This window comes from Rhizobium sp. CFBP 8752 (assembly GCF_014842035.1).
In the GTDB taxonomy this organism is placed as follows: Bacteria; Pseudomonadota; Alphaproteobacteria; order Rhizobiales; family Rhizobiaceae; genus Neorhizobium; species Neorhizobium soli.
The window spans coordinates 53519-76459 of the sequence record NZ_JACYUZ010000005.1 but is presented as its reverse complement, the minus strand read 5'-3'; the positions used below and the strand labels follow the sequence as shown (position 1 = coordinate 76459).

General features: G+C 57.8%; 21 protein-coding genes. 16 read left to right on the top strand and 5 right to left on the bottom strand.

Going from position 1 to position 22941, the window contains the following annotated elements; all coding sequences use genetic code 11:
• The first annotated feature begins 1 nt into the window (after position 1).
• The 5 genes from IFT59_RS20810 (at position 2) to IFT59_RS20790 (ending at position 5653) form a co-directional block, all read left to right on the top strand.
• Positions 2-916, top strand: coding sequence for a carbohydrate ABC transporter permease (locus IFT59_RS20810; RefSeq protein ID WP_192088171.1), 915 nt, complete (start codon positions 2-4; stop codon positions 914-916).
• A 2-nt stretch (positions 917-918) separates the two neighbouring features.
• Complete coding sequence (locus IFT59_RS20805) at positions 919-2037, top strand: ABC transporter ATP-binding protein (RefSeq protein WP_192088170.1); 1119 nt, start codon at positions 919-921, stop codon at positions 2035-2037.
• Positions 2034-2891, top strand: a complete 858-nt coding sequence (locus IFT59_RS20800) for a glycerophosphodiester phosphodiesterase family protein (protein WP_192088169.1) — start codon at positions 2034-2036, stop codon at positions 2889-2891. Before IFT59_RS20805 ends, IFT59_RS20800 begins: the two co-directional genes overlap by 4 nt.
• 33 nt (positions 2892-2924) lie before the next feature.
• On the top strand, positions 2925-3827 hold the full coding sequence (locus tag IFT59_RS20795; RefSeq protein ID WP_192088168.1) for an inositol monophosphatase: 903 nt from the start codon (positions 2925-2927) through the stop codon (positions 3825-3827).
• Between the two features lie 182 nt (positions 3828-4009).
• Positions 4010-5653: a Na/Pi cotransporter family protein gene (locus IFT59_RS20790; protein ID WP_192088167.1), complete on the top strand. Its 1644-nt coding sequence runs from the start codon at positions 4010-4012 to the stop codon at positions 5651-5653.
• A gap of 85 nt (positions 5654-5738) precedes the next feature.
• Here the strand turns inward: IFT59_RS20790 and IFT59_RS20785 are convergent, their stop codons facing one another.
• Entirely contained in the window at positions 5739-6677 is a 939-nt protein-coding gene (locus IFT59_RS20785; RefSeq protein ID WP_192088166.1) for a LysR family transcriptional regulator, read from the bottom strand.
• A gap of 95 nt (positions 6678-6772) precedes the next feature.
• Between IFT59_RS20785 and IFT59_RS20780 the strand changes: the two genes are divergently transcribed.
• The 11 genes from IFT59_RS20780 (at position 6773) to traR (ending at position 20018) form a co-directional block, all read left to right on the top strand.
• Positions 6773-8233, top strand: coding sequence for an amidase (locus IFT59_RS20780; protein ID WP_197978185.1), 1461 nt, complete (start codon positions 6773-6775; stop codon positions 8231-8233).
• Positions 8233-9081 carry a branched-chain amino acid ABC transporter permease gene (locus IFT59_RS20775; protein ID WP_192088165.1) on the top strand — a complete coding sequence of 283 codons (849 nt, stop codon included), beginning with the start codon at positions 8233-8235 and terminating at the stop codon, positions 9079-9081. The genes IFT59_RS20780 and IFT59_RS20775 overlap by 1 nt, the downstream gene beginning before the upstream one ends.
• Complete coding sequence (locus IFT59_RS20770; protein ID WP_249407681.1) at positions 9078-10100, top strand: branched-chain amino acid ABC transporter permease; 1023 nt, start codon at positions 9078-9080, stop codon at positions 10098-10100. Before IFT59_RS20775 ends, IFT59_RS20770 begins: the two co-directional genes overlap by 4 nt.
• A complete protein-coding gene (locus IFT59_RS20765; RefSeq protein WP_192088164.1) occupies positions 10097-10807 on the top strand; it encodes an ATP-binding cassette domain-containing protein in 711 nt (236 codons plus the stop codon). The genes IFT59_RS20770 and IFT59_RS20765 overlap by 4 nt, the downstream gene beginning before the upstream one ends.
• Positions 10807-11505, top strand: a complete 699-nt coding sequence (locus IFT59_RS20760) for an ABC transporter ATP-binding protein (protein ID WP_192088163.1) — start codon at positions 10807-10809, stop codon at positions 11503-11505. Before IFT59_RS20765 ends, IFT59_RS20760 begins: the two co-directional genes overlap by 1 nt.
• A 37-nt stretch (positions 11506-11542) precedes the next feature.
• Positions 11543-12727, top strand: a complete 1185-nt coding sequence (locus IFT59_RS20755; protein WP_192088162.1) for a substrate-binding protein — start codon at positions 11543-11545, stop codon at positions 12725-12727.
• Positions 12728-12766: 39 nt separating this feature from the next.
• Positions 12767-14059, top strand: a complete 1293-nt coding sequence (locus tag IFT59_RS20750; protein WP_206758577.1) for an amidase — start codon at positions 12767-12769, stop codon at positions 14057-14059.
• 32 nt (positions 14060-14091) lie between these two features.
• Positions 14092-16236, top strand: coding sequence for a methyl-accepting chemotaxis protein (locus IFT59_RS20745; protein WP_192088160.1), 2145 nt, complete (start codon positions 14092-14094; stop codon positions 16234-16236).
• A gap of 150 nt (positions 16237-16386) precedes the next feature.
• Positions 16387-17667 (top strand): 4-aminobutyrate--2-oxoglutarate transaminase, encoded by a 1281-nt coding sequence (locus IFT59_RS20740; protein WP_192088159.1) that lies wholly within the window; start codon positions 16387-16389, stop codon positions 17665-17667.
• Between the two features lie 37 nt (positions 17668-17704).
• Positions 17705-19186: an NAD-dependent succinate-semialdehyde dehydrogenase gene (locus IFT59_RS20735; protein WP_192088158.1), complete on the top strand. Its 1482-nt coding sequence runs from the start codon at positions 17705-17707 to the stop codon at positions 19184-19186.
• A gap of 127 nt (positions 19187-19313) precedes the next feature.
• On the top strand, positions 19314-20018 hold the full coding sequence (gene traR, locus IFT59_RS20730) for an autoinducer-binding transcriptional regulator TraR (protein WP_192088157.1): 705 nt from the start codon (positions 19314-19316) through the stop codon (positions 20016-20018).
• Between the two features lie 8 nt (positions 20019-20026).
• On the opposite strand, the gene IFT59_RS20725 is transcribed toward traR, so the two are convergent.
• The 4 genes from IFT59_RS20725 to traF all read right to left on the bottom strand — a co-directional run bounded on the left by IFT59_RS20725 (position 20027) and on the right by traF (position 22941).
• Positions 20027-20335, bottom strand: coding sequence for a transcriptional repressor TraM (locus IFT59_RS20725; RefSeq protein ID WP_192088156.1), 309 nt, complete (start codon positions 20333-20335; stop codon positions 20027-20029).
• 311 nt (positions 20336-20646) lie between these two features.
• Positions 20647-21273 carry a TraH family protein gene (locus tag IFT59_RS20720; protein ID WP_192088155.1) on the bottom strand — a complete coding sequence of 209 codons (627 nt, stop codon included), beginning with the start codon at positions 21271-21273 and terminating at the stop codon, positions 20647-20649.
• Complete coding sequence (locus IFT59_RS20715) at positions 21270-22538, bottom strand: conjugal transfer protein TraB (RefSeq protein ID WP_192088154.1); 1269 nt, start codon at positions 22536-22538, stop codon at positions 21270-21272. The genes IFT59_RS20720 and IFT59_RS20715 overlap by 4 nt, the downstream gene beginning before the upstream one ends.
• Positions 22459-22941 (bottom strand): conjugative transfer signal peptidase TraF, encoded by a 483-nt coding sequence (gene traF, locus IFT59_RS20710; RefSeq protein ID WP_197978184.1) that lies wholly within the window; start codon positions 22939-22941, stop codon positions 22459-22461. The genes IFT59_RS20715 and traF overlap by 80 nt, the downstream gene beginning before the upstream one ends.

The following is a 22941-nucleotide window of genomic DNA, read 5'->3' as shown; positions in this document are numbered from 1 at the left end:
CATGGTTGAGAACGCACGTTCCATCAACATCGTCGCAAGCCTGATCCTGATAGTCGGCATCGCGTACATCGTCGTCCCGCTTTTTCTGACGTTGACGACAGCCACACACTCATACGAGTTCATGCTGCAAAATGGCCTCATGTGGTCATTCGGCAGTGAGCTTCTCGTCAACATGAAGCGGATCTTCACTGAAACATCGATCCCGTTGCAGATGATCAACAGCCTGATCGTCGCCACGGGCAATGCGGTTGCGAACTGCGTCCTGTCCTTCATGTCAGCCTACGCGATCGTCTACTTCCGGGTGCGCTGGGCGAGTGTCGTCTTCGCGTTTATCCTCGCGACCGTGATCCTGCCACTCGATATGCGGTTCGTTACGACCTACCAGGTCGCATCGAACGTGTTCTCGCCACTGAACGCGCTGCTTGATGTGACGGGGTTGAACGACGTGATCGCAGGCCTGTTTGGCGCACCGTTCCATGCGGAATGGAGCATTCTTAATACGCATGTCGGGCTTGTCGTGCCGCTGCTTGCGCATGGGATGGGGACTTTCCTATTTCGACAGTTCTTCCTGACCTTACCAAAGGATCTGTTCAAAGCGGCGCGGATGGACGGCGCTGGACCGATCCGGTTCCTGCTTGACATCCTGCTACCCCTGTCGCGGACCACATTTGCCTCGCTGTTCGTGCTCAGCTTCCTGAGTGGATGGACAGGGTATTTGTGGCCGCTGGTCGCCTCCTCAACGGCCGAGATGCAGACAGCCGTGGTCGGTCTGGCGCGGCTTGTACCAGATGAAGCGTCCGTACCCGACTACCCCCTCATCATGGCTGGCGCCATCCTCGTATCCATTGTGCCTCTGACGATGATCGCTCTTTTGCAACGGTATCTCGTCCAGGGCCTCGTTCTATCGGAGAAATGACAATGAACGCCATCGATCCCGCGATCCACATCGCGGCAGCCAATATCAGGCTCGACGGAGTGAGCAAATCCTACGGGTCCGTATCCATCATCCCGAAGCTCGATGTCGAGTTCAGGGCAGGAGAGTTCACGGTCGTTCTTGGCCCCTCCGGTTGCGGCAAGTCCACGTTGATGCAGATGATCGCCGGTCTCGAAAGGGTGAGCGGCGGCAAGATCGTCATTGGTGACCGGGAGGTACAGGATCTGGAGCCGAGGGAACGCGGCTGTGCCATGGTTTTCCAGAACTATGCGCTCTATCCGCACATGACCGTGTTCGACAATATCGCCTACAGCTTGAAGATCGCCGGTCTGACGAAGGGCGAACGACGTGTCCGCGTCGATGTCGTCGCGAAGATGCTCGGCCTGACTGATTATCTGGATCGCAAGCCTGGCCAACTCTCCGGCGGGCAGCGCCAGCGGGTGGCGATCGGGCGGGCGATCGTCCGTGAACCAGCTGTTCTGCTGTTCGATGAGCCCCTGTCCAACCTCGATGCGCAATTGCGGCACGACACGCGCATCGAACTAGCCGATCTGCACAAAAGGATCGGCGCGACGACAGTGTTCGTCACCCATGATCAGGTCGAGGCGATGACGCTGGCCGACAGGATCCTCATCCTCAACAAGGGTGAGGTAGAGCAATACGATACGCCAAAGGCGATTTATCACAGGCCGGCTTCGATCTTTGTGGCAAGGTTCATCGGCTCACCGCCGATGAATATCCTGCCGGTCACCGGTGACGGATCGGTGCTTCGTCTATCTGACGGCCAGCCTGTCGCCGATTGCGATCTCAAAGGAAAATTCCAGTTGGGCATACGACCCGAGGATGTCCTGTTTGACACGGCTGGCAACGCCTCAGCCGTAAAGGCCCATGTTCGATACCGCGAAGACCTGGGCTCACATTCTATCCTTGCAGCTGATCTTTCCGGCACCACCGTGCGCATAACGACCCCCTTTGGATCCCAAGCGCCCGACAGGAATGTGCTGCTCCTCACATGTCCCCTACTGAAGCTGCACCTCTTCGACGCCGTAACCGGAAAGGCAATCCCAGGTGCGTTCGCTGCCACAACTAAGGTAATGAAATGAACTATTTCGACTACATGACCGATCCGGATCGTCAGTGCGCGATCGTCGCACATCGCGGCGTCTGGCAGGATGCTCCGGAGAACAGCCTTCTTTCGATCCAACGAGCAATCGACGCGGGGTATGACGTTGTGGAGATCGATGTACGTCGTACCGCCGATGGTGAGTTCGTGCTGCTGCACGACGACACGTTGGAGCGCATGGCTGGCCTCAGCAGCGAACCCGAGCAGCTTACACTCCAGGAACTGACGTCGACTGCGCTACGCAACCGCGACGGTGGGTCGGACAATGCCTTAACCGACGAGAAGCTTCCCAGTCTTCTCGATGTGTTCGAGCTCACCCGCGACAAAATCCTCATTCATCTGGACATCAAGCACCGGCACGTCATTCCAGAGGTCCTGGCCTATGCCCAGAAAATGGGTGTCGACCAGCAAGTGGACTTCTGGGCGGATCTCAAGACCGAGGACGACCTTGTCTGGATCAAGGAGAATATCACCTCGAAGGGCGCCCCCTTTATTGCTCGCACGCATCTGGAGCACGATGACGCCGACGAACAAGTGGAGCTTGTCTTCCGATTGAAGCCGCTGATCTGCGAAGTCTCGTTCAAGGACATCGCGGAGGTCGAGGCGATCAGGCAGCGTTTCCACGACGCCAGCATTACCTTGTGGGTCAACACGCTGGATGGCGTCGCCTCTCCGGGCTTCACCGATACCGCTGCGGTCAAAAATCCCGATGCGATCTGGGGCCGGTTGCTGAGGGCCGGGTTTTCCGCTGTCCAGACAGACGAAATGGAAAAGTTGCGCGCCTACATCGCGTCACATCAGGCAGCCACAGTGAGGACCAGGGCATCCGTTTAAGGCCCGTTCATCGTCGCAGAAAGTGAGGACTTCGTGGAATTCGATCTTCGAGAACTTGGTGACAAGCTTCGTCAGGCCGCCTGGCGAGAAATCCTCCCAAGGTTCCAGCAGGTGAGGGACCTCGACGTCCGTACCAAATCGGATGCGACGGATCTTGTGACGGCAGCTGACGAAGCTGCCGAGCGCTTTCTCGCCCAGGAGATTGCACGCATGTTGCCGAACGCGCTGTTCGTGGGCGAGGAGAGCGCGTCGAAGGACCCCGCGCTGTTGGATCGACTTGACCACGAGGAGCTAGCTGTCGTTGTTGATCCTCTCGACGGAACGGCGAATTTCGTGGCGGGCATGCCGCTCTTCGGCGTTATGGCGGCCATCGTGCGGCACGGTAAAGCGATTGCCGGCGTCATCTATGATCCGATGAGTGACGACTGGGTTATGACAGAACAGGGCGGCGGCGCGTTCCTCATCCGAGCAGATGGCACCGAACGACGGCTGCAGGTCTCGACACCAGCGCCGTTGGCGGAGATGACAGGTTATGTCTCTACGGATTTTCTCCCCGCAGCGGTCAAGCCTGACATTCTGGCAAAACTTGCGAAACCAAGGATGTTCTCAAGTCATCGCTGCGCGGCGCACATGTATCGCGCCTTTGCCAGTGGCCACGGCCACTTCGTGATGCTCGACCGCCTGACGCCATGGGATCATCTCGCTGGCACGCTGATTGCGACCGAGGCCGGCGCCTACGTGGCCTGCCTTGATGGCTCGGCCTACGACGCGACCAAACGCACTGGAGCGCTTTTGACGGCGACCGATCCCGACAGCTGGCAGGTTCTCGTCCGCGAGGTGTTCGCCCATGAAGGCTGGGGCTTTACCGATAAGTCAGCTTCAGCCGCGAGCGATCGGCCGCGGCAGGGTCCATATGAACACCGGAATAACGGCTGAGCAAGCCGTTGTCTGCCGGCTGGTGCAGTAGAGCCAGCATCCTCCTCCCGGGGACGGCCGCCGCCTGCCTTTGGACCCTGTGTAAAGCAGGCGGCGGCTGCTCGCCTTGGGAGCAACCGCTGTTGTTCGTATCGATCAGCGACTGCCGCTGTCCTGCAGTACCAAGCGAAAAGGAGGCAGACTTGGAAACCACAATCGTGATGATCAACCTGTTCGGCGCGGTCGCCCTGCTGCTGTTCGGCTTGTCGCAGGTTAAGGGTGGCGTGTCGCGTGCCTTCGGGGCAAAGCTCAGAACAGGGTTGGCGTCCGGGACGCGCGGCAGTGTGCGCTCCTTCCTCTCCGGCTTTGTCGCAACCGTGGCGCTGCAGAGCTCGACGGCGACGGCGCTGATGGTTGCCTCGTTCGTCAAGCGCGAACTGGTCAAGCCGCGCATGGCGCAGATCGTGCTACTCGGCGCCAATGTCGGCACGGCTGTGACCGCCTGGATTGTCGCCACCGGCATCGAGTGGCTCTCACCGCTCGTGATCCTTGCCGGCATCGTGCTCTATCGCAGCGGCTCGATCAATCGGCAGGGCGGGGGTACAGCGCTGATCGGTATCGGGCTGATGTTGTTGTCCCTGCACCTGCTTGGAGCTGCGACCGAACCGATGCGACATTCGCCCGCACTCGCCGCCTTCATCGGCTTGCTCGACAATGCGTGGCCGGTCGCGCTTGTCTTCTCTGCGGGTATCGCCTTTGTTTCGTCGTCCAGCCTCGCCGCAGTGGTCCTGATCCTGTCTTTGGCGTCGACCGGGATCCTATCGGCGGGTCTGATCATCGTCCTGGTCCTCGGCGCCAATCTCGGCGGCGCCATTCCCCCAGTTGTAGCATCGCTGTCCGGCCCGGTCTCAGTCAGACGCGTGACGCTTTCTAACCTCATCGTGCGGGCCGCCGGCTGTTTGGTCGCACTACCACTTGCCGGCTATGGTGCGCACCTGCTCGACATGTTGCCGCTTCCGGCGGCAAAATTGCCAGTCGATGCGCATCTTGGCTTCAACCTCGCCCTGGCGGCGCTCGCGTGGCCGTTCTCACGGCCCTTGTCGCGACTGATGATCTACTTAGTGCCGGAAGAACCCCAGTCCGACAACGGTCCAAAATATCTGGACGCCGAGGAGCTATCGACGCCGGTGATCGCTCTCGCCAGCGCCACACGTGAGGTACTCGGCATCGGGGATCTCATCGAGCGCATGATGATACGCGCTTACGAGGCGTTCGAGAAGAACGACATCTCCGCATCAAAAGAGATCCCGTTGCTGGAAAAGCGAGTTGATAGCCTGCAACAGGAAGTGAAGATCTACCTCTCGAAGCTTGGCCGAGAGGGTCTTACCGAGGAGAACAGCCGCAGGTCGATCGTCATCATCGACTATGCGATCAACCTCGAGCATATTGGTGACATCATCGAAAAAGGCCTCCTGCCGCAGGTCGTCAAGAAAGCCTCCCTCAGCCTGAAGCTCTCGGAGGATGGGTACGAGGAGTTGAAGACGCTCTTTGATCTGACCATCGACAACCTGCGGGTCGCCCAGACGATCTTCGCCACTCGCGACTTCAATCTCGCCAGGCAGTTGATGAAAATGAAGGTCGAAGTGCGCCGGATGGAAAAGCAGTCGGCTGAGCGTCATCTTGAACGCCTGCGCGGTGGCCGCGCCGACAGCCTGCAAACCAGTTCGCTGCATCTCGATTTGTTGCGCGACCTGAAGCGTATCAACGCCCATATAATCTCCGTTGCCCACCCGATTATGGACGAGAGCGGTCTCCTGATCGAAAGCAGGCTTCGCGATGCGTGTTAAGTCAGCCTGCCAGTTATTCCACCGGGCTCACCATCCGGCGGTCACTTTTCCGGATTGTGAAAGCTTCGGGCGTAACAAGCTGCAACTACTGCGGCTTGGAGGGCAGAGTTACTGTGAAGTGTTCCGGTCCCACACCATCGAAGAATTCATGAGCGATTTTTGTGAACCGCCTCAGGAACGCAGGCTTCGCATCCCCATAGCGATCGGCGATCATTAACTGCGGTGCAGGCAGATCGTCGTTTAATGGTCGTCGGACTAGCTCTTCACTATCGGGACTGCCACGCCCAATCGGCCTCATATTGAGTATCGAGAATCCAAAACCACAGGCTACCGCTGCACGTACGGAATCATAGCTGCGCGTGCGGAAGGCGACTTTTGGCCGCTGGCCGGCAATGTCGAACAAAGTCAGGAGGTAAGCTGCGGTTTGTGGCAGGTCCAGGAGAACGAAGGGTAGTTGGGCAAGTTCGGCAAGACTGAAAGCCGGCTTGGCCGCCAGAGGGTGAGAAACATGCATGAGCGCGTGCGCCGGTACTCTTGCCAGCACGGCGGCATCTTCGGGGAGACCGGTTCCAATGTCGTAGGTGACGATCGCGTCCACCGTGCTGGCTTCCAGCCACGCAAGCAGCTGCGGCTGTTCACCTTCATAAAGCTGCACTTCAATGTCCGCCCCCTCCGTAAATCGCCTCAGGAGTTCAGGCATGAACAAGGCGCCAAAGGGCTCGAAACAACCAATGCGTAGGACAGGAGGCATAAGTTGGTTGTGCCGATCCATTGTCCTCTCAAATTCCGCCTCAGCAACGAGTAGGCGGCGGGCAGACGCAAGGAAGCGGCCGCCAGCGGGCGTGGCAACGACTCCACGGGACGGCCGACGGTCAAAAAGCCGCGCGCCCATTTCCACTTCAGCTTGGTCAAGAGCAGCTAAAATAGAAGATTGCGCGATCCGGCACTCCCTCGCAGCAGCGGCGATCGAGCCGCTTTCCGCAACCGCAGCGATATAACGAAGTTGGCGGAGAGTAAGATTCATTGATCCACTTTATAGACTGATACTCTTCATATTTTGCATTTTATATATTTCTCCGTCGCGTGCATAGTGCCGAAAAATTTATAAAGGGAACTAAATTGGGCACCGACCAAAGTTGCGCTGGATTGGCTTCAGCGGTATCAGATCTATGTCTTCTCAATTGTCACGCACTGACGACTGCCTATCAAAAAGGTGATCTGTCACCGGTCGATGTCGCGCGCGCGGCCCTAGTCCGCGCAGCGGACATTGCACCACTCAACGCATTTACTTTTATCGACTCGAAAGGCGCGTTGGCCTCCGCCGAAGCTTCGGGAGAGCGTTGGCGTAGAGGGGCCCCCCTGTCTCCTATCGATGGCATACCCACGACGATCAAAGACATAGTGCTCGTTGAAGGTTGGAGCGTACGCTATGGCAGCAGCACCACAGACACCGCTACCGGTGGCCAGGATGCGCCCTCGGTCAGCCGACTACGCAAGGCAGGCGCAGTATTCATCGGACAGACCACTACTCCGGAGTTTGGCTGGAAGGCGCTAACTGATAGCCCGACGTTCGGAATCACTCGAAATCCATGGGATAGTTCACGAACGCCGGGCGGTTCGTCAGGCGGCGCTGCCGTGGCAGCGGCCTGCGGGGCAGGCGTACTGCATCTGGGCACGGATGGTGGAGGTTCGATCCGCATCCCCGCAGCTTTCACCGGCATTGTCGGACACAAGCCTACTTACGGCCGTGTAGCGGCCAATCCACCAAGCTCTTACGGCTCGGTCGCCCACATTGGGCCGATGACGCGGACGGTTGCCGACGCAGCTCTTATGCTCGAGGTCATGTCTGGGCGTGACGTCAGCGATTGGACGCAGCCGCCAACGCCATTTCCGCCCATCAGGCCCTCTCACATCGAATGGGCAGGAAAGCGGATTGGCTATTGGAAAACGCCGTGCGTCGGCAGCGTCGATCTCGCAATTCAGGTTGCTATCGAGAGGGTACTTTTAAAGTTAGAAGCAGCGGGTGCCAGCGTCGTGGAAATCCAGTTACCCTATCAGGACGACCTGTTGGAGATTTTCTACCGCCACTGGTATATTGGCGCCGCCAACCGGCTATCTTTGATCGACGCAGCAAATCACTCGGTATTGGATCCAGGCTTTCTTCAAGCCGCATCGCTCGGACAGGCCTACAGCGGGGTCGAGCGAATGGGCGCAGAAGTCCAACGTAGCCGTTACGGCGCGGCCATGGATGCGCTTCTCGTCGACTTGGATTTTGTAATTTCGCCCACAGTTCCCATCTCACCGTTTGAAGCGGGTCACGATGTTCCTCCAGGAAGCGGCTTTGGAAGCTGGATTGAATGGTCTTCCTTCAGCTTTCCGATCAATCTTAGCCAGCAGCCTGCTTGCTCCGTGCCGTGCGGATTGACACCGGATGGATTGCCAATCGGTCTGCAGATCATTGGCGCGCGCGGAGCCGACAGCGCGGTTCTCAGCGCGGCCTTGAGCTACGAGGAACTGCTTCCGGCAAATTTTCCTCTTTCAAATGGAAAGTGGCCATTCGCATTCGGGGGTAACGTCTGATGCAGACCGCGATTCCCTTTATGCTGAACATGATGACCCTGATCGGTATTCTTCTCATTGTTTCGATGGGGCTTGCCATCATCTTCGGCTTGATGAACGTGATCAATCTTGCCCATGGCGAGTTCGTTACCATCGGCGCATTCACGCTTGTGGCCGTTCAGGCAGCAGGCGGCAGTTTCTGGCTGGCGCTTCTAGTCGGACCGCTCGTGGGATATTGCATCGGGCTGATGGTCGAACGTGTACTGATCGCCCGGGTCTATGGCAATCCTCTGCACGCGATCCTCGTAACCTGGGGTCTCAGCCTCATCATTCAGCAACTCCTCGTCCTTACATTCGGGGCAGCCCCACAACGGGTAACAGGTCCGTTTGAAGGCGCAATCGACCTATTTGGCGCGACCTATCCGGCCTACCGTTTGTTCCTGATCGGGTTGGTCATGACCGTTTTCTTCGCCACAATCGTCGTGTTCAAGAAAACGAACTTCGGGCTCAATGTCAGGGCGGCTATCCAGAACGGTGAGATGGCGGCGGTGATGGGTGTCAATGTCGAGAAGGTCAATGCACGGGCCTTCGCGTCCGGTGCTGCAATGGCGGCCCTGGCAGGTGTCCTTCTCGCCCCGATGACGGCGGTCACGGCCTATATGGGGGTCAACTATCTGGCGCGCTCGTTCTTTGTGGTTCTGGTTGGAGGCGCGGGCAGTGTGGCCGGTGTTGCGGCTGGAAGCAGCTTCATTGGCGGTCTTGAGACAGCGCTTTCATACCAGATACCCACTACCGTCGCCCAAGCCCTGGTGCTGGTGATGGCAATCGTAATCCTGCGTTTCCGTCCAAATGGGGTGTTGCCCGCATGACTATAATTCAACCGGCAGGCTCAGCCATGATGCGCCGGAACATCAGGACTTACCGCCCTTCGACGGTCATTGCGCTGATCATGCTGGCGGCTCTCATCATTCTTCCCCTTTTCGTCAAGAGCTATACGCTTTCGACATATCGCGACATTATGCTGCTTAGCCTATTTGCCCTTAGCCTCGATATATTCTGGGGTAGAACCGGTATCCTCAGCTTCGGCCATGCGACGTTCTTCGGTCTGGGCGCCTACGGAATGGCTATCGCGTCGATCCGGTTCGGGCTCGAGCCGCAGTGGGTCAGTTTAGTGGGTCTGCTGTTCGGCGTCGGCGTTGCCGTTCTCGTTGCACTTTGCGTCGGCTATTTCATACTTTACGGCGGCGTCCGAGGCGCCTACTTTACAATCGTAACGCTCGCCTTGACGCTGATCGCCAATCAGATTGCGATCGGCTGGTCGAGCGTGACAGGGGGCGACTCCGGACTTATTGGCGTACCGCCGCTGTCAATCTTTAACTTTGATTTCTCTGGCACGCTTTCTTCTTACTACCTGGCACTTGGCATTCTTGCGGTCAGCCTGCTCGTTGCCTTGCGGCTCATGCACGGCCGTCTCGGACTGCTTCTTACCGCAATCCAAGACAACGAAACGAAAGTCCGGACACTCGGTTATCCGACACAGCGTATTCTGCTTTTGACATTCGTCAGTTCCGCCGCGATGGCGGGTTTCGCAGGCGCACTTTATGCGAGCTGCGCCGGCTTCGTCGCACCAGACCAGATCGCGCTTCTCCTTTCGACCGAGGTTATCATCTGGGTCGCCGTCGGTGGTAGCGGGACGCTGACGGGCGCAGTGATCGGCACGTTTGTCGTCTGGCAACTGCAGCAGAAGATCAGCTCTATGAGTGTCGCGGCGTGGCCGCTGGCGATCGGCACTTTCTTCATCCTGCTCGTTCTCGTGTTTCCGAAGGGTATTCCCGCTTTCGTCCTTGATCTTTTCAAACGCTGGAAAAGGGGAGGAGTAGCTCAATGAGCAATTCAACGATCCCGTTCCTCACACTGGAAAACGTCACAAAGCGCTTCGGCCTTTTCAAGGCCATCAATGGTGTCTCCGAAGTCTTTGCCCCGGGCGAGCTGATTTGTGTCATCGGGCCGAACGGCGCTGGCAAGAGCACGCTTCTCAACATGATCTGCGGAACGCTTCCTGTGAGCGAGGGCAGGGTCCTCTTCGGTGACGAAGTCATCAACGGCCTGCCTCCTGAAAAGATCGCCAACCTCGGCATCGCCCGCAAGTTTCAAGTGCCAAGCGTCTTCGAGAGTCTGACTGTTGCGGAGAACCTGACCCTTGCCGGTGGGCGAGGCTTAAATAGAGACGAACTCGACGCTCTGATCGAAAAGATACACTTGACTGCGGAACGAGACATACGCGGCGCTGATCTTCCTCATGGCGGCAAGCAGTGGCTCGAAATGGGCATGGCGCTGGCTATGAAGCCGAAGGTTTTGCTGCTTGACGAACCGACGGCCGGGCTTTCGGTCGATGAGACCAGCGACACCGCCCGTTTCCTCAAACAATTGCGCGGCGAGGCCACGGTCATCGTGATCGAGCACGACATGGCGTTCGTGCGAGAGCTGAATGCACGCACCATCGTTCTTCACCATGGCGCATTGATTGCGTCCGGCTCCTTCGAGGATATCGAAAGCAATGAGGCAGTTCGCGACGTTTATCTGGGGCGGCACTGATGCTGAAGGTTGAAGCACTTAAATCGGCTTATGGCTCGGCACAGATCCTCAATGGCATCGATCTTGAGGTCGGCGAAGGCGAAGTCGTGGCTTTGCTCGGACGCAACGGCGTCGGCAAGACCACCTTGATGAAAACGATCATGAACCTCGTGCCTGCGACAGGAGGCGATGTTTACATGAAGGATCGCGCCATCACGGGCAAGCCGACATATCATATCGCAAGAAGCGGCATCGGCTACGTCCCGCAGGGTCGTGGCATCTTCGACAAGCTGACGGTCGAGGAAAATCTCCGGATGGGGCTGAGAGCGAACACGGCTGCAGTTGCCGCAATACCGGAGTTCGTGTTCGAGCGTTTTCCAATCCTCGCCGAACGACATCGACAACTCGCCGGCACCATGTCTGGTGGCCAGAAGCAGCAGCTAGCCATCTCGCGCGCCATGTGCGGAGATCCGAGGGTGCTGCTGCTCGACGAGCCGTCGGAAGGGATCCAGCCCAACATCGTTCAGGACATTGGCCTGTTCTTGCGCGAACTCGTCACGACCCGAAAAATCTCAATACTTATGGTCGAGCAGAACCTCGGGCTCGTAAAGGCCGCGGCCGATCGCTTCGTGATCATGGTTAAAGGAGAGATCGTCTACGGCGGCCATCCCGCCGAACTGGAAAATGAGGAACTTCTTCAGCGGTATCTGTCCGTCTGAGGCTGGAAGAAAATAACAACCACGAAAGGGGAATGACATGACTTCAAGATTGATAACACGCCGCACGACGCTGAAGACCTTTGGTGCGGGCGCAGCCGCGGTCGCCTCGATGTCTCTGGGCATGCCAAGCATTCTGCGTGCCCAGGAAGGACCGATCAAACTCGGTTTCCTGTCAGGTCTGACGGGGCTGGAAACCATCCTCGGCGAAACCCAGCTCAACTGCTTTAATCTTGCGATCGCTGAAATCAACAATGCCGGCGGCATTGCGGGACGCCAGATCGATGTTACCGTGGAGGACGATCAGACAACAACCCGTGGCGCAATCGACAAGGCTAGGAAACTCGTCAACGACGATGAAGTCGATGCTATCATCGGCCTCATCGCAAGCCTTACCCATGTCGCCGCGCGTAGCGTCACAACGCCTGCGAAAAAACTTCTGATGTACACGACCTACTACGAGGGCGGAGTTTGCGAGCCGTATTTCTTCTCGACGGGGCAGGTGCCGAACCAGCAAATCGTGCCGTCTGTCGACTGGCTGACGGCCAACGAAGGAAAGACGACATACATCATCGGCTCTGACTATGTGTGGCCGCGCAAGAGCGCTGAGGAAGTCCAGGTCGCGCTAGAGGCAAAGGGCGGGAAAGTGCTAGGTGCAGAATTCCTGCCGTTCGGCACGCAGGACTTCGGTCCCGTCTTCGACCGCCTAAAGGCGGCTAACCCGGATTTCGTCTGGGTCATGGTTGCCGGCAACGATTTGATCACATGCCTGAAGCAGTACAAGAGCTTCGGTTTCAAGCAGCAGTTGTTCTCCAATGGGCTGGACGAAACCTTTTCCTTCTTCCATCCAGAGTTGACGTCAGGAGCGCTCTCAAACCAAGCTTATTTTATGGGTCTGGAGAGTGAGCGAAACACGGCCTTCAAGAAAGCCTATTCGGAAATGTTCGGTGCGGACAAGCCTATCAGTGCGATCGGCGAGGCTGCCTACGACGCCGTCTATCTCTACAAGGCTGCAGTCGAGAAGGCAGGAACGACGGAGACGGATGCGGTTAGGGCCGCCTTCCGTGAGGTTGAGTTCGATGCCCCGCAGGGCAAAGTCAACTTTGCGGCGAACAATGTCATGCGGTCCAACAGCCTGCTGGCTCGTGGAAACGATAAAGGCCAATGGGATATCGTCAAGAACTACGGCCAGATCGACCCAGACATCGCCCAGTGCAGCCTTTAAACCGTGGGTGATAACCGGATGGAAACGTTGTTTTCCAACATGGCGGCAGCAAGCGCTACCGTCACCCAGCGCGATGTCAGCTTTGAACAGCTGACATCGCAGTTCCTGACGCGCATTACAGAGGGCAATGCCGCCGTAGGGGCCATTCGTGTCTTATCGGCAGATGAAGCACTGAACGCTGCTCGTGCAATGGACAGCCTGTTGGAGGCTGGCGGACCATTACCGCCTCTGGCTGGTATGCCGGTCATCATCAAGGAAAACTGCGACACGAACGGCATTCCCTGCTCGGCCGGACTTCCGTTCCGGGGCGGAAACGTTCCGACCACAGATGCTCCGGTGGTCAAGCGTCTGAGGGATGCGGGCGCCATCATTCTTGGCGTTTCGATTTCCGATCCCGGTGCTTTCGGCGTGCGGACTGCCGAAGTCACCCATCCGCGTGACCCGGCACTGACCGTCGGGGGATCGAGTGGCGGCTCGGCGGCAGCACTAGCCGCCGGCTTCTGCCTTGGAGCTATCGGAACGGATACGGGAGGATCGATCCGGATCCCATCGGCTTGTTGCGGGACGGTGGGACTAAAGCCAAGTTTTGGCGTTTGGTCTAAAGACGGTGTCTATCCTCTGGTTCCTTCGCTCGATCACATCGGTCCGATGGCAACGACGGTAGAAGACGTGCGTCTGATGTGGAACGCACTATCCGACAGCGGTGTGGAGGCCACCCAAGTGCGATCCATCGGTTTTGATCCTCGCTGGATAGCCGACGCTGATCGCCTCATCGGTGATGATTTCGCCGATGTATTGGATCGTCTTTCCGGTGGCGGAACCACCGTTACGGAAATAAAGCTCCCGCACCTGCAGGAGATCCTCGAGATGCACGGCCGCATCTTCTTCGTTGAGGGTGCAGCGTTTCACCGCGCCAATTATGGCGAGGATATTCGTCACTATCCCGTCTTGGCACAGGACTGGTTCGAAGCAGCAGGTCGGATGCACGTTAGTGAGTATATCAGCGCCTGCGAGCAACGCGTCTCCATGACCCGCAAGGTCGATCATGTCCTGAGCGAGGTCGATCTCATTCTGACGCCGACGTTGTCAGTCCTGCATCCGCGCAAGGATGCCGTCAAGTTGCTGGTATCAGGCGAGGATATCGACTTCACAATGGGTTTGGTGCGCCAGACTTGCCTGTTCAATCACACGGGGCACCCCGCTCTGGCAATGCCGATGAAGGGCCACTCTGCGCTGCCGCCGCCGAGTCTTCAGATCGTCGGTCGTCGTGGCCATGAAGCGACGTTGCTGAACTTTGCGGCGGCGGTCGAACGGCTGCTCAAGCGCTCGTAAGCACGAGCCGATGGTTTTATTGGGAGAAGAATATGGTCTTTGGGAGTCTCTTGGAAAAAGGTCGTATACAGACGAAAATCATCTTGATCATCATGCCGCTGCTCTTGGGCATGGTTTCGCTAGCTGTCGTCAACGCCATAGCGGGGTCCATGTTGGACGATCGGCTTCACGGAACGAATGCCGGTATTATCACACTTGGTGGCTATAAGCAGACCTATGAAAAAATGGCCGGATTTCTCGAAAAATCCGATCAAGCCAACCGCGATGCCGTGAAGCGCTTGCTTGGTGAACAGGTTCTCCAGCTTGAAAAGAACATGGTGCTTGCCTCCTCGCCGCAGGAGCAGGCCGATCTGCGCGAGGCCAGAACCGTTACCATCTTCATGCAGGCTAAGATCTATCAGTTGTGGGTGTTGCAGCTTGGTGAGGACAGCGCGCGCCGGGCGATCAGCGACGGATTGAAGACGCTCCTCCAAATCAAAGCCAACGTGCTGGGGCAAGTTACTATGATCGGCGAGGCGAGTCCTACCGACGTGAAGAAAACCGCTCTGCTGAGCCAGAAAATGGAGGGGGCACTCCTCGAATTGCGTGTAGCGGCTGCTGATTTTGTCGCGAAGCCGAATGATGCAAATCTGCAGATGTTTCAAGGCAGGATCAAGGGCGCAAGCTTCTACCTATCGCAGTACAAGCCACTGGCGACCTTAAGGCCTGGCATCACTGGGCTTGTCGCACAGTCGAGTGTGTTGATGCGGGACTTCGACCATGAGGCAAGCGCTTTGGTAAGGGTGGCTGCAGACAGACGTCGGTCCTACGGCGCTATTTCTTCCGACATAAATCAGGCTTGGGAAGCCATCGTCCGTTTTGCCGACCGGCAGCGGGAGGGCGCTGCGACGGTTCAGGCACAGGCGCAGACACTGTCGCTTATGGCGTCGGTTGTCGCTCTTGTTGTTGGCATCGCGGCAGGCGTCCTGCTCATTTTCGCGCTCAAAACGCCAATCCAGGCGCTAACGCGATTAATGATAAAGCTCGCAGGTGGAGACCTATCCATCGACGTGACTGGGACACATCGAAAAGATGAGATTGGCGAAATGGCCCGCGCCTTGAAAATCTTTAGGGAGAACGCGCAGAAGAAACTTGCAGCCGAACATGAGGCCGGTGAAGTACGCATGCTTGCGGCCGAACAGCAACTGACGGTCCAGGCAGAAAAGCAAGAGGATGCGGATACCACGCGGTTTGCCGTACAGGCGCTGGCGTTTGGCCTGCATCAGGTCGCAGAAGGCGATCTCGCCGTCCGTCTACAGCAACCGTTCAAGCGGGAACTCGATCAGCTCCGTCTCGATTTTAACCTGTCGATGGAGAGGCTTGGCGCCACGTTGAAGGAAGCCAACGGTAAAGCGACAATCATAAGCCGGGACATGCTGGATCTCCAGGTTGATACAGACGATCTCGCTAGACGCACGGAACAGCAGGCCGCCTCGGTGGAAGAAACTTCAGCCGCGCTCAATGAAATCGTGACGGTCGCAGCCACTGGAAGCCAGTTGGCAATTGACGTGTCTCAAGCTGCACAGCGCGCGAATGAACAAATCCGGAGATCCGGCGAGGTCGTCGTCCAGGCGGTCGATGCGATGACCCAGATTGAAAAGTCTTCGCTGAAGATCACGACGATCGCCGACCTGATCGAGGGCATCGCGTTTCAGACAAATCTTCTGGCTTTGAATGCCGGCGTGGAAGCGGCGCGGGCAGGGGAGAGCGGAAAAGGTTTTGCGGTTGTCGCACACGAGGTCCGCGAGTTGGCACAGAAGACCGGAGCGTCGGTGCTTGAAATACGAAATCTAGTTTCGGAATCGAGAAAAAATGTCGTCCACGGCGCGGAACTCGTAAAGGCAGCCCAGGATAGGCTTCACGAAATTAAGGGAAGCGTTTCCTTGATCGCTACGAATATCGATTCAATCGCGCAGGGCGCAAAATCCCAAAATGCTAGCATTCGGGAAACTAATGCTGCGGTTGGACTAATCGACAATATTACGCAACAAAATGGCATCATGGTTGAAGCTACAAATCGCATCGTGAAGTCTGTCGCTTTGGAAGCAAAAGATCTTCATGAGGTACTCAACCAATTTCGCATCGGTGATGAGAGCAGCGGGACTGCTCAGCGGAGGCTGCTTCGAGCCACTGCCTAGCAACGATTACCGCCAGACACGCAAGCGGTGTAAGCGCGGCCGGTCGCATCTAAAATAACGTTTTCAGTTCAACACAGAGACTGAGCGGCCCCGAGTTGTCGCACACGATAATCCCGCAAATGAACTTTCTTATAGGGTGAGGACGTCCCGATGAATGCCATGAGTATAACTGAACGAAGAAGCACTGCCATCGCACGCGGTGTCGGCATGACCACGCAGATTTTTGCCGAGCGTGCCGAAAACTCCGAGATCTGGGACAAGCTGGGGCGGCGCTATATCGATTTTGCATCGGGCATCGCCGTTCTCAACACCGGCCACCGGCATCCCCGCGTGATTGCGGCCGTCAAGCAGCAGCTGGATCACTTTACGCACACCTGCCATCAGGTCGTGCCCTATGAAAACTACGTGGCGCTGGCCGAACGCCTGAACGCGCTGACGCCCGGCAAATTTGCCAAAAAGACCATTTTCGTCACGACGGGCGCCGAGGCGGTTGAAAACGCAATTAAAATCGCGCGCGCTGCGACGGGGCGTTCGGCGGTGATTGCCTTCAGCGGTGGCTTCCATGGCCGCACCTTCATGGGCATGGCGCTCACGGGTAAGGTCGTACCTTACAAGATCGGCTTCGGCGCCATGCCTGGTGATGTCTTTCACGTGCCATTCCCGATCGAACTACATGGCGTCACCCCGGAACAGTCCCTTGCAGCGCTGGCAAAGCTATTTGCAGCAGATGTCGATCCGCAGCGTGTCGCCGCTATAATCATCGAACCGGTTCAGGGAGAAGGAGGCTTCTATCCGGCACCCGCCGCTTTCATGACGGCGCTCCGCGCGATTTGCGACCAGCATGGCATCCTGCTCATCGCCGATGAAATTCAGACGGGCTTTGCGCGTACGGGTAAAATGTTTGCCATGGATCACCATCAGGTTGCTCCCGACTTAGTGACAATGGCGAAAAGTCTGGCCGGCGGCTTTCCGCTTGCCGCCGTCACCGGTCGCGCTGAGATCATGGATGCGCCAGGTCCGGGCGGTCTGGGCGGAACCTACGGCGGGAGCCCGATTGGTATTGCAGCCGCCCATGCCGTGCTCGACGTCATCGCAGACGAGGATCTCTGCAATCGCGCCAACCAGCTTGGCGGCCGACTGAAGCAGCGGCTGGAATCGCTGCGCGAAAACGTGCCCGAAATCGTCGATGTCAGAGGGCCGGGCTTCATGAATGCAGTGGAGTTCAGCGACAGGACGACAAAGCTGCCCAGCGCCGAATTTACCAATAAAGTTCGCCTCGTCGCGCTGGAGAAGGGGCTCATTCTGCTGACCTGTGGGACTTACGGAAACGTCATTCGGTTCCTTTCTCCGCTCACCATTCAGGACAACATCTTCGGCGAGGCGCTCGACATTGTCGAAGCCTCGATCCTCGAAGCTGTCGCTGGCCACTGATGTCGGATCGGTTTGCTGTAGCGCTGGAGAGAATAATATGACCTTCACTCATGCCTTGACCAAGCACGTTTCCTCGTCTTCGCCGCTTCTCAAGTCGTCCGGCTACATCGATGGCGTATGGACGCAAGGTGGTTCGCGTCAAATGTTCGACGTTCTCAATCCGGCCACCGGGGAAGTGCTCGCCTCGCTGCCGGATATGGGTGCAGACGACACGAAGACTGCAATCGATGCGGCCTATGCCGCGCAACCCGCATGGGCCGCGCGTCCGGCAAAAGAGCGCGCCTTCATTCTACGCGCCTGGTTTGATCTGATGATCGCCAATGCCGATGAACTAGCCACCATCCTGACCGCGGAAATGGGCAAGCCGTTTGCCGAGGCCCTCGGCGAGATCCTGTATGCTGCCTCCTACATCGAATGGTTTGCAGAAGAGGCTAAGCGGATCTATGGCGAAACCATAGCTGCTTCTTCCAGCGACAAGCGCCTATTTGTCATTCGCCAGCCGGTGGGCGTGGTCGGCACCATTACACCCTGGAACTTTCCCGCCGCGATGCTGACGCGCAAGATCGCGCCAGCGCTTGCCGTCGGATGTACCGTTGTGTCAAAGCCTGCCGAGCAGACCCCGCTAACGGCTATTGCCCTGACTGTGCTCGCGCAACAGGCCGGCGTGCCGGCAGGCGTTCTAAATCTCATAGTCGGCCAGGATGGTCCAGCGATCGGCCGGGAGCTTTGCGGCAACAATAAGGTTCGCAAGATCACCTTTACCGGGTCGACGGAAGTCGGCCGGATACTCATGCGCCAGTGTTCCGACCAGATTAAGAAGGTCAGCCTTGAGCTCGGTGGCAATGCGCCTTTTATCGTCTTTGATGACGCCGATCTCGATGCGGCGGTCGAGGGTGCGATGACCTCCAAATATCGCAACGCCGGCCAAACCTGCGTCTGCGCCAACCGGCTTTATGTCCAGTCAGGTGTCTATGATGCATTTGCAGCAAAGCTTGCTGCAAGGGTTGCCGAAATGTCGGTCGGTGATGGGTTTGCGCCGGGCGTGTCAATCGGTCCGCTAATCGATGAGCAGGGACTGGCCAAGGTCGAGGACCATGTCAGAGACGCGGTCGGCAAGGGCGCCAATATACTGACCGGAGGAGCACGTGTCGAAGGTGCAGGAACATTCTTCACGCCAACCGTCCTGACAGACGTCACCCGGGCGATGAAGGTCGCGCGTGAGGAAACATTCGGGCCCGTCGCACCGCTCTTCCGTTTCGATACTGTGGAAGACGTTATCCAGCAGGCCAACGATACGGAATTCGGCCTTGCTGCCTATTTCTTCGCCAGCGACCTGAAAAAAGTCTGGCGGGTAGCAGAAGCACTGGAGTACGGGATGGTTGGCGTCAATACCGGGTTGATTTCTACCGAGACCGCACCGTTCGGCGGCATCAAACAATCCGGCATCGGCCGCGAAGGATCTCGCCATGGCGCAGATGATTATTTGGAAATGAAATACGTCTGCTTGGGGGGAATTTGAACAGTGCCGACTGCGAGTTCCATAAGGTATATTATGCAATCTAGGGTTGCTTTTAATCACATACCATAATAAACGTCGAGGGGCTCTCGTGACCTGTTCCACCTGAACACCAAAACGGAGTAAGAAAATGCAGCACTGGCTGGACAAGCTCACCGATATCACCGCCCTCCAGGGTGACGAGAGCATCATCAAGCAAGCCCTTGGTCACCTCGCCGACGAGGCCGGATTTGGCGGCTATGCTTACCTTCACATCCAGCCCGGCCATACGCTTGCGGTCTCGAACTATCACCCCGAGTGGCGGTCGATCTATTTTGAGCAGAAACTCGCGGCCATCGACCCCGTCGTGAAACGCGCCAAGTCCGTCAAACAAGCTTTTGCATGGGGTCACGACTTTGATGGCAAACGACTTTCGAAAGCCGAGCGTGCGTTCTATGCGAATGCCGCCGATTTCGGGATCCGTTCCGGCATTACCATCCCGGTGAGGGCAGCCAACGGATCGATGTCGATGTTCACCCTGGCCTCGGAAAGACCAGTGCTTGACCTTGATCGTGACATCGACGCCATCGCGGCGGCAGGGGCAGTCGGACAACTCCATGCCCGCATGTCTCTCCTGCCACTAACACCCACCATACAGTACCCGGCGTGGCTCGATGCGAAGGAAGCCGCCTATCTCAAATGGATCGCCGTCGGCAAGACGATGGAAGAGGCGGCCGATCTGGAAGGGGTCAAATACAACTCGGTCAAGAGCAAGCTCTTCGAGACCAGGAAACGTCTCGAGATTCACACCATGTATCATTTGCTCGCACTGGCAATCCGCGCAAGACTCATCTGAAACCGAGTCTAGTTGACTGGGACCTTCGGTATGTAGCCCAAAATATCGAGTAGCGTGTTGAGTGCGATCATCTGCGCGTGCATCGCGATCATCGCCTCGATGTAGACGAGATGCTGGGCGCCGCCCGCAACAGTCCCATTTTTATAGTCGTCAGGCAGGGCCTGGAACAACTGATCCGCCTTCCCGACGAGTTGCCTGTGGGTGCGGATCGCATCGACAGTCAATGTCTCAAGGTCCGCCGCCGAAAGCCCGCGCGTCAGCCCGATCACAGGGCGAAGTTCGCATTTGTCCGTTAATGTTCTATTGTCTGCTGCCATCCCGATCTACCCCGGCTTTGTCTGCGGTGCGCCCCCGCAAACGTTAATCCCTGATCCCAAGCCGGGGGTTGGAAACTGTATCTGGACAGTCCTGCGACCTTTAGCACCGGAGCACCTGGACATACGTCGCAGGCCCACCGGCCAATTGGCCAGAGGATTCTGATGTCGTTACGGCCGACATCAACCACCAGATAGAGGTTTCCACACCCCGGGCAGCGCGTACTGCCTTGTCCGGCGTTATAGAAGGTGGATGCTGTTTTCGCTAGAGCGATGGAGAAACAATCCATCTGCAGATCTGCAGATACTTCTGGTCATGGTCTCCCTCCAATCCCCGACAGATCGATCCGAATGCCTGCCTTGTTCGCATCGGGTGCCACAGCGTCGGCCGGCGTTTCGGGTTTGGTTTCGCTGTCAAGAAGGTCAGCTTGTGTGTCGGCGCCATCGCGCCCGACCGGCTCCGGCTGGGCGAGCTTTACATCACCCGGCTCTTCCGCGCGGAACACGGCGGTACCTTCGAAATACCCGGTCTGCCAGGCGATGATCGCGTCATCGAAGACCTGCGGCAGAACATCTTTCTCCATTGGGCTTCCATACCACTTGGTGACGATCCGATAGACCTTAGCGAACAGTGCGGTACCCAAACGAATGTTTTCGCAAGGCTCGATCAGGTCCGGCTTCAACTGACCTGCCTCCATAATGCCGAGCCCAGCAGGATATTGTGTGACGCCAACACGCACGGTATTGCGCCCGAGGTTGTCAAGGATCAGTGAGAGGGCCTCGTCCGGCGTCGTCGGTTTCGGAACGAGCACGATACGGTTTCCAGAACGCACGGTAATGGCCAGCGGATCCTGCGACCCTGCCCGATCGATAAACATCTCGACGATCTCAGGCCTTAGAGCCGTGTCGGCGCATTGTTGAATAAGGGCCGCATCGATCATTTTGTCATTTCCCGAATATCTGAATGAAAGCTGTTCTGATTGAAAGCCATGACGATCGGCACGCCGAACAGCCGCGACCATGCGACAGCGCTGGCCTGCTGGATGGCAATGATGGACGTTCCGGAGGTCCACCAGCCGTTACCGGTCGCCACGATGATGTCGGGAGCTTGAAGCATTGACTGCAAGATTGGCCAAAGGATCAGTTGCTCGTAGCAGATCAGCGGTGCGATCCGCATGCCGGCAACCTCGACGACCGGATTGGCAAAAAAATGGGCGCGCGCCCCGCCGCCCTGGCCCATCCAGAACTGCCAAGGCCGCCACATCGACAACGGAACCGGCATGCGCTCGCGATAAAGGATACGGGCCTCACTGGCCGAGATGGAAACCATGACGTTGTCGTAACCGGCAGCATCGACGACCGCCGCACCTGCGATCACGGTGATGTCGGATCGCAGCAAACCATGCTGCCAGACTCGTGCAACGGTCGGCGTCCAGAAGCCAATCGTTCTCTCAGGCAAAACCACGAAACGGGCCTCTTCGCCCTCCGCAAGAACGGTTGCAATCAAGTCACGATGATAACGCAGGGCGCCGTTTCGACCGAGGTTTTGCCCGAGCGCAAGGTCGACCCCTTTCCAGCTGTCTGGTACCGTTGGCTGCGTCCAGTCCGTGGCGGACCAGGCGTATAGTCCAAACAGGACTGCGACCGCGATTTGCCACCTTCGACCGGTCATGACGACCAACAGGATCGCGGTCGCCCCAAGACCACACCAGCCCCAACCCGGGAAAAGGACGCCAGCCGCATTTAGCGGATGCGCCCAGCCGGCAATCCCGAAGGGCGGCACACCCGTCAGCACCATGGCGAGCAGATACCGCACGCCCCTTCTCTTTTCCGAATGCCCTGTCCAGAGGACGGCATGCACTAGGGTAAAGCCCACTGAGGCCGTCGCCCAAAGCAAAAGGCCGGGCCACAGATCTGCGGCATAGAACTTCGCGACACCCTGCGGCAAACCCCTGGATGCGGCGAGGAAATATGCCGCCGACACGGCAGCCGCGATCACTCGTGATGGCGACTTGGCCCAAAGCAATGGAAAGAGCATCGCGACCGGGAGGGTCAACATATTTCCGCTCCAGGCGACCGCGCCCGCCGCGACCGACAGCCCAATCAGGATCGCCCCACGCAAACGGTCATGGCCCGAAGGTGAGGATCGGCTTAGCAAGTCCGAGGAGCCCGCTGTCGGGGATCGTTCCAAAATATCGGGAGTCATAGGAGCTCGCATAGGATGAGTGGAGAAACAGGTGTCCCGGCGGCACGATGCCCCCGGAATAGGGAATGATCGGACGGCCCTGCCCGTCGTTCTTGCGGATGAGAGACGCGTCGAGAACTGTGCCGTCGATCGCGACAGTGTCGCCAATCGCGACGCGCTGGCCGGGAAGCGCTGCAACGGTCTTGATAAGCGGCGCGAAACCGCCAGCACACAGTCCGTGCCGGACATAGCCACGCCGCCGGGCCTCTTCAAATTGCGGCGTGGCTGGAGGGCAGACGAACACGAGATCGCCAACGCTTGGAGCTCTACTAACCGTCTCGATACGCCAGATACCTAGCGGTTCGCTCGGCGTCAGGTTCAGCCTGATGCCACCGATGAGCCCGATCGCTGCAAAAGCAGCCAT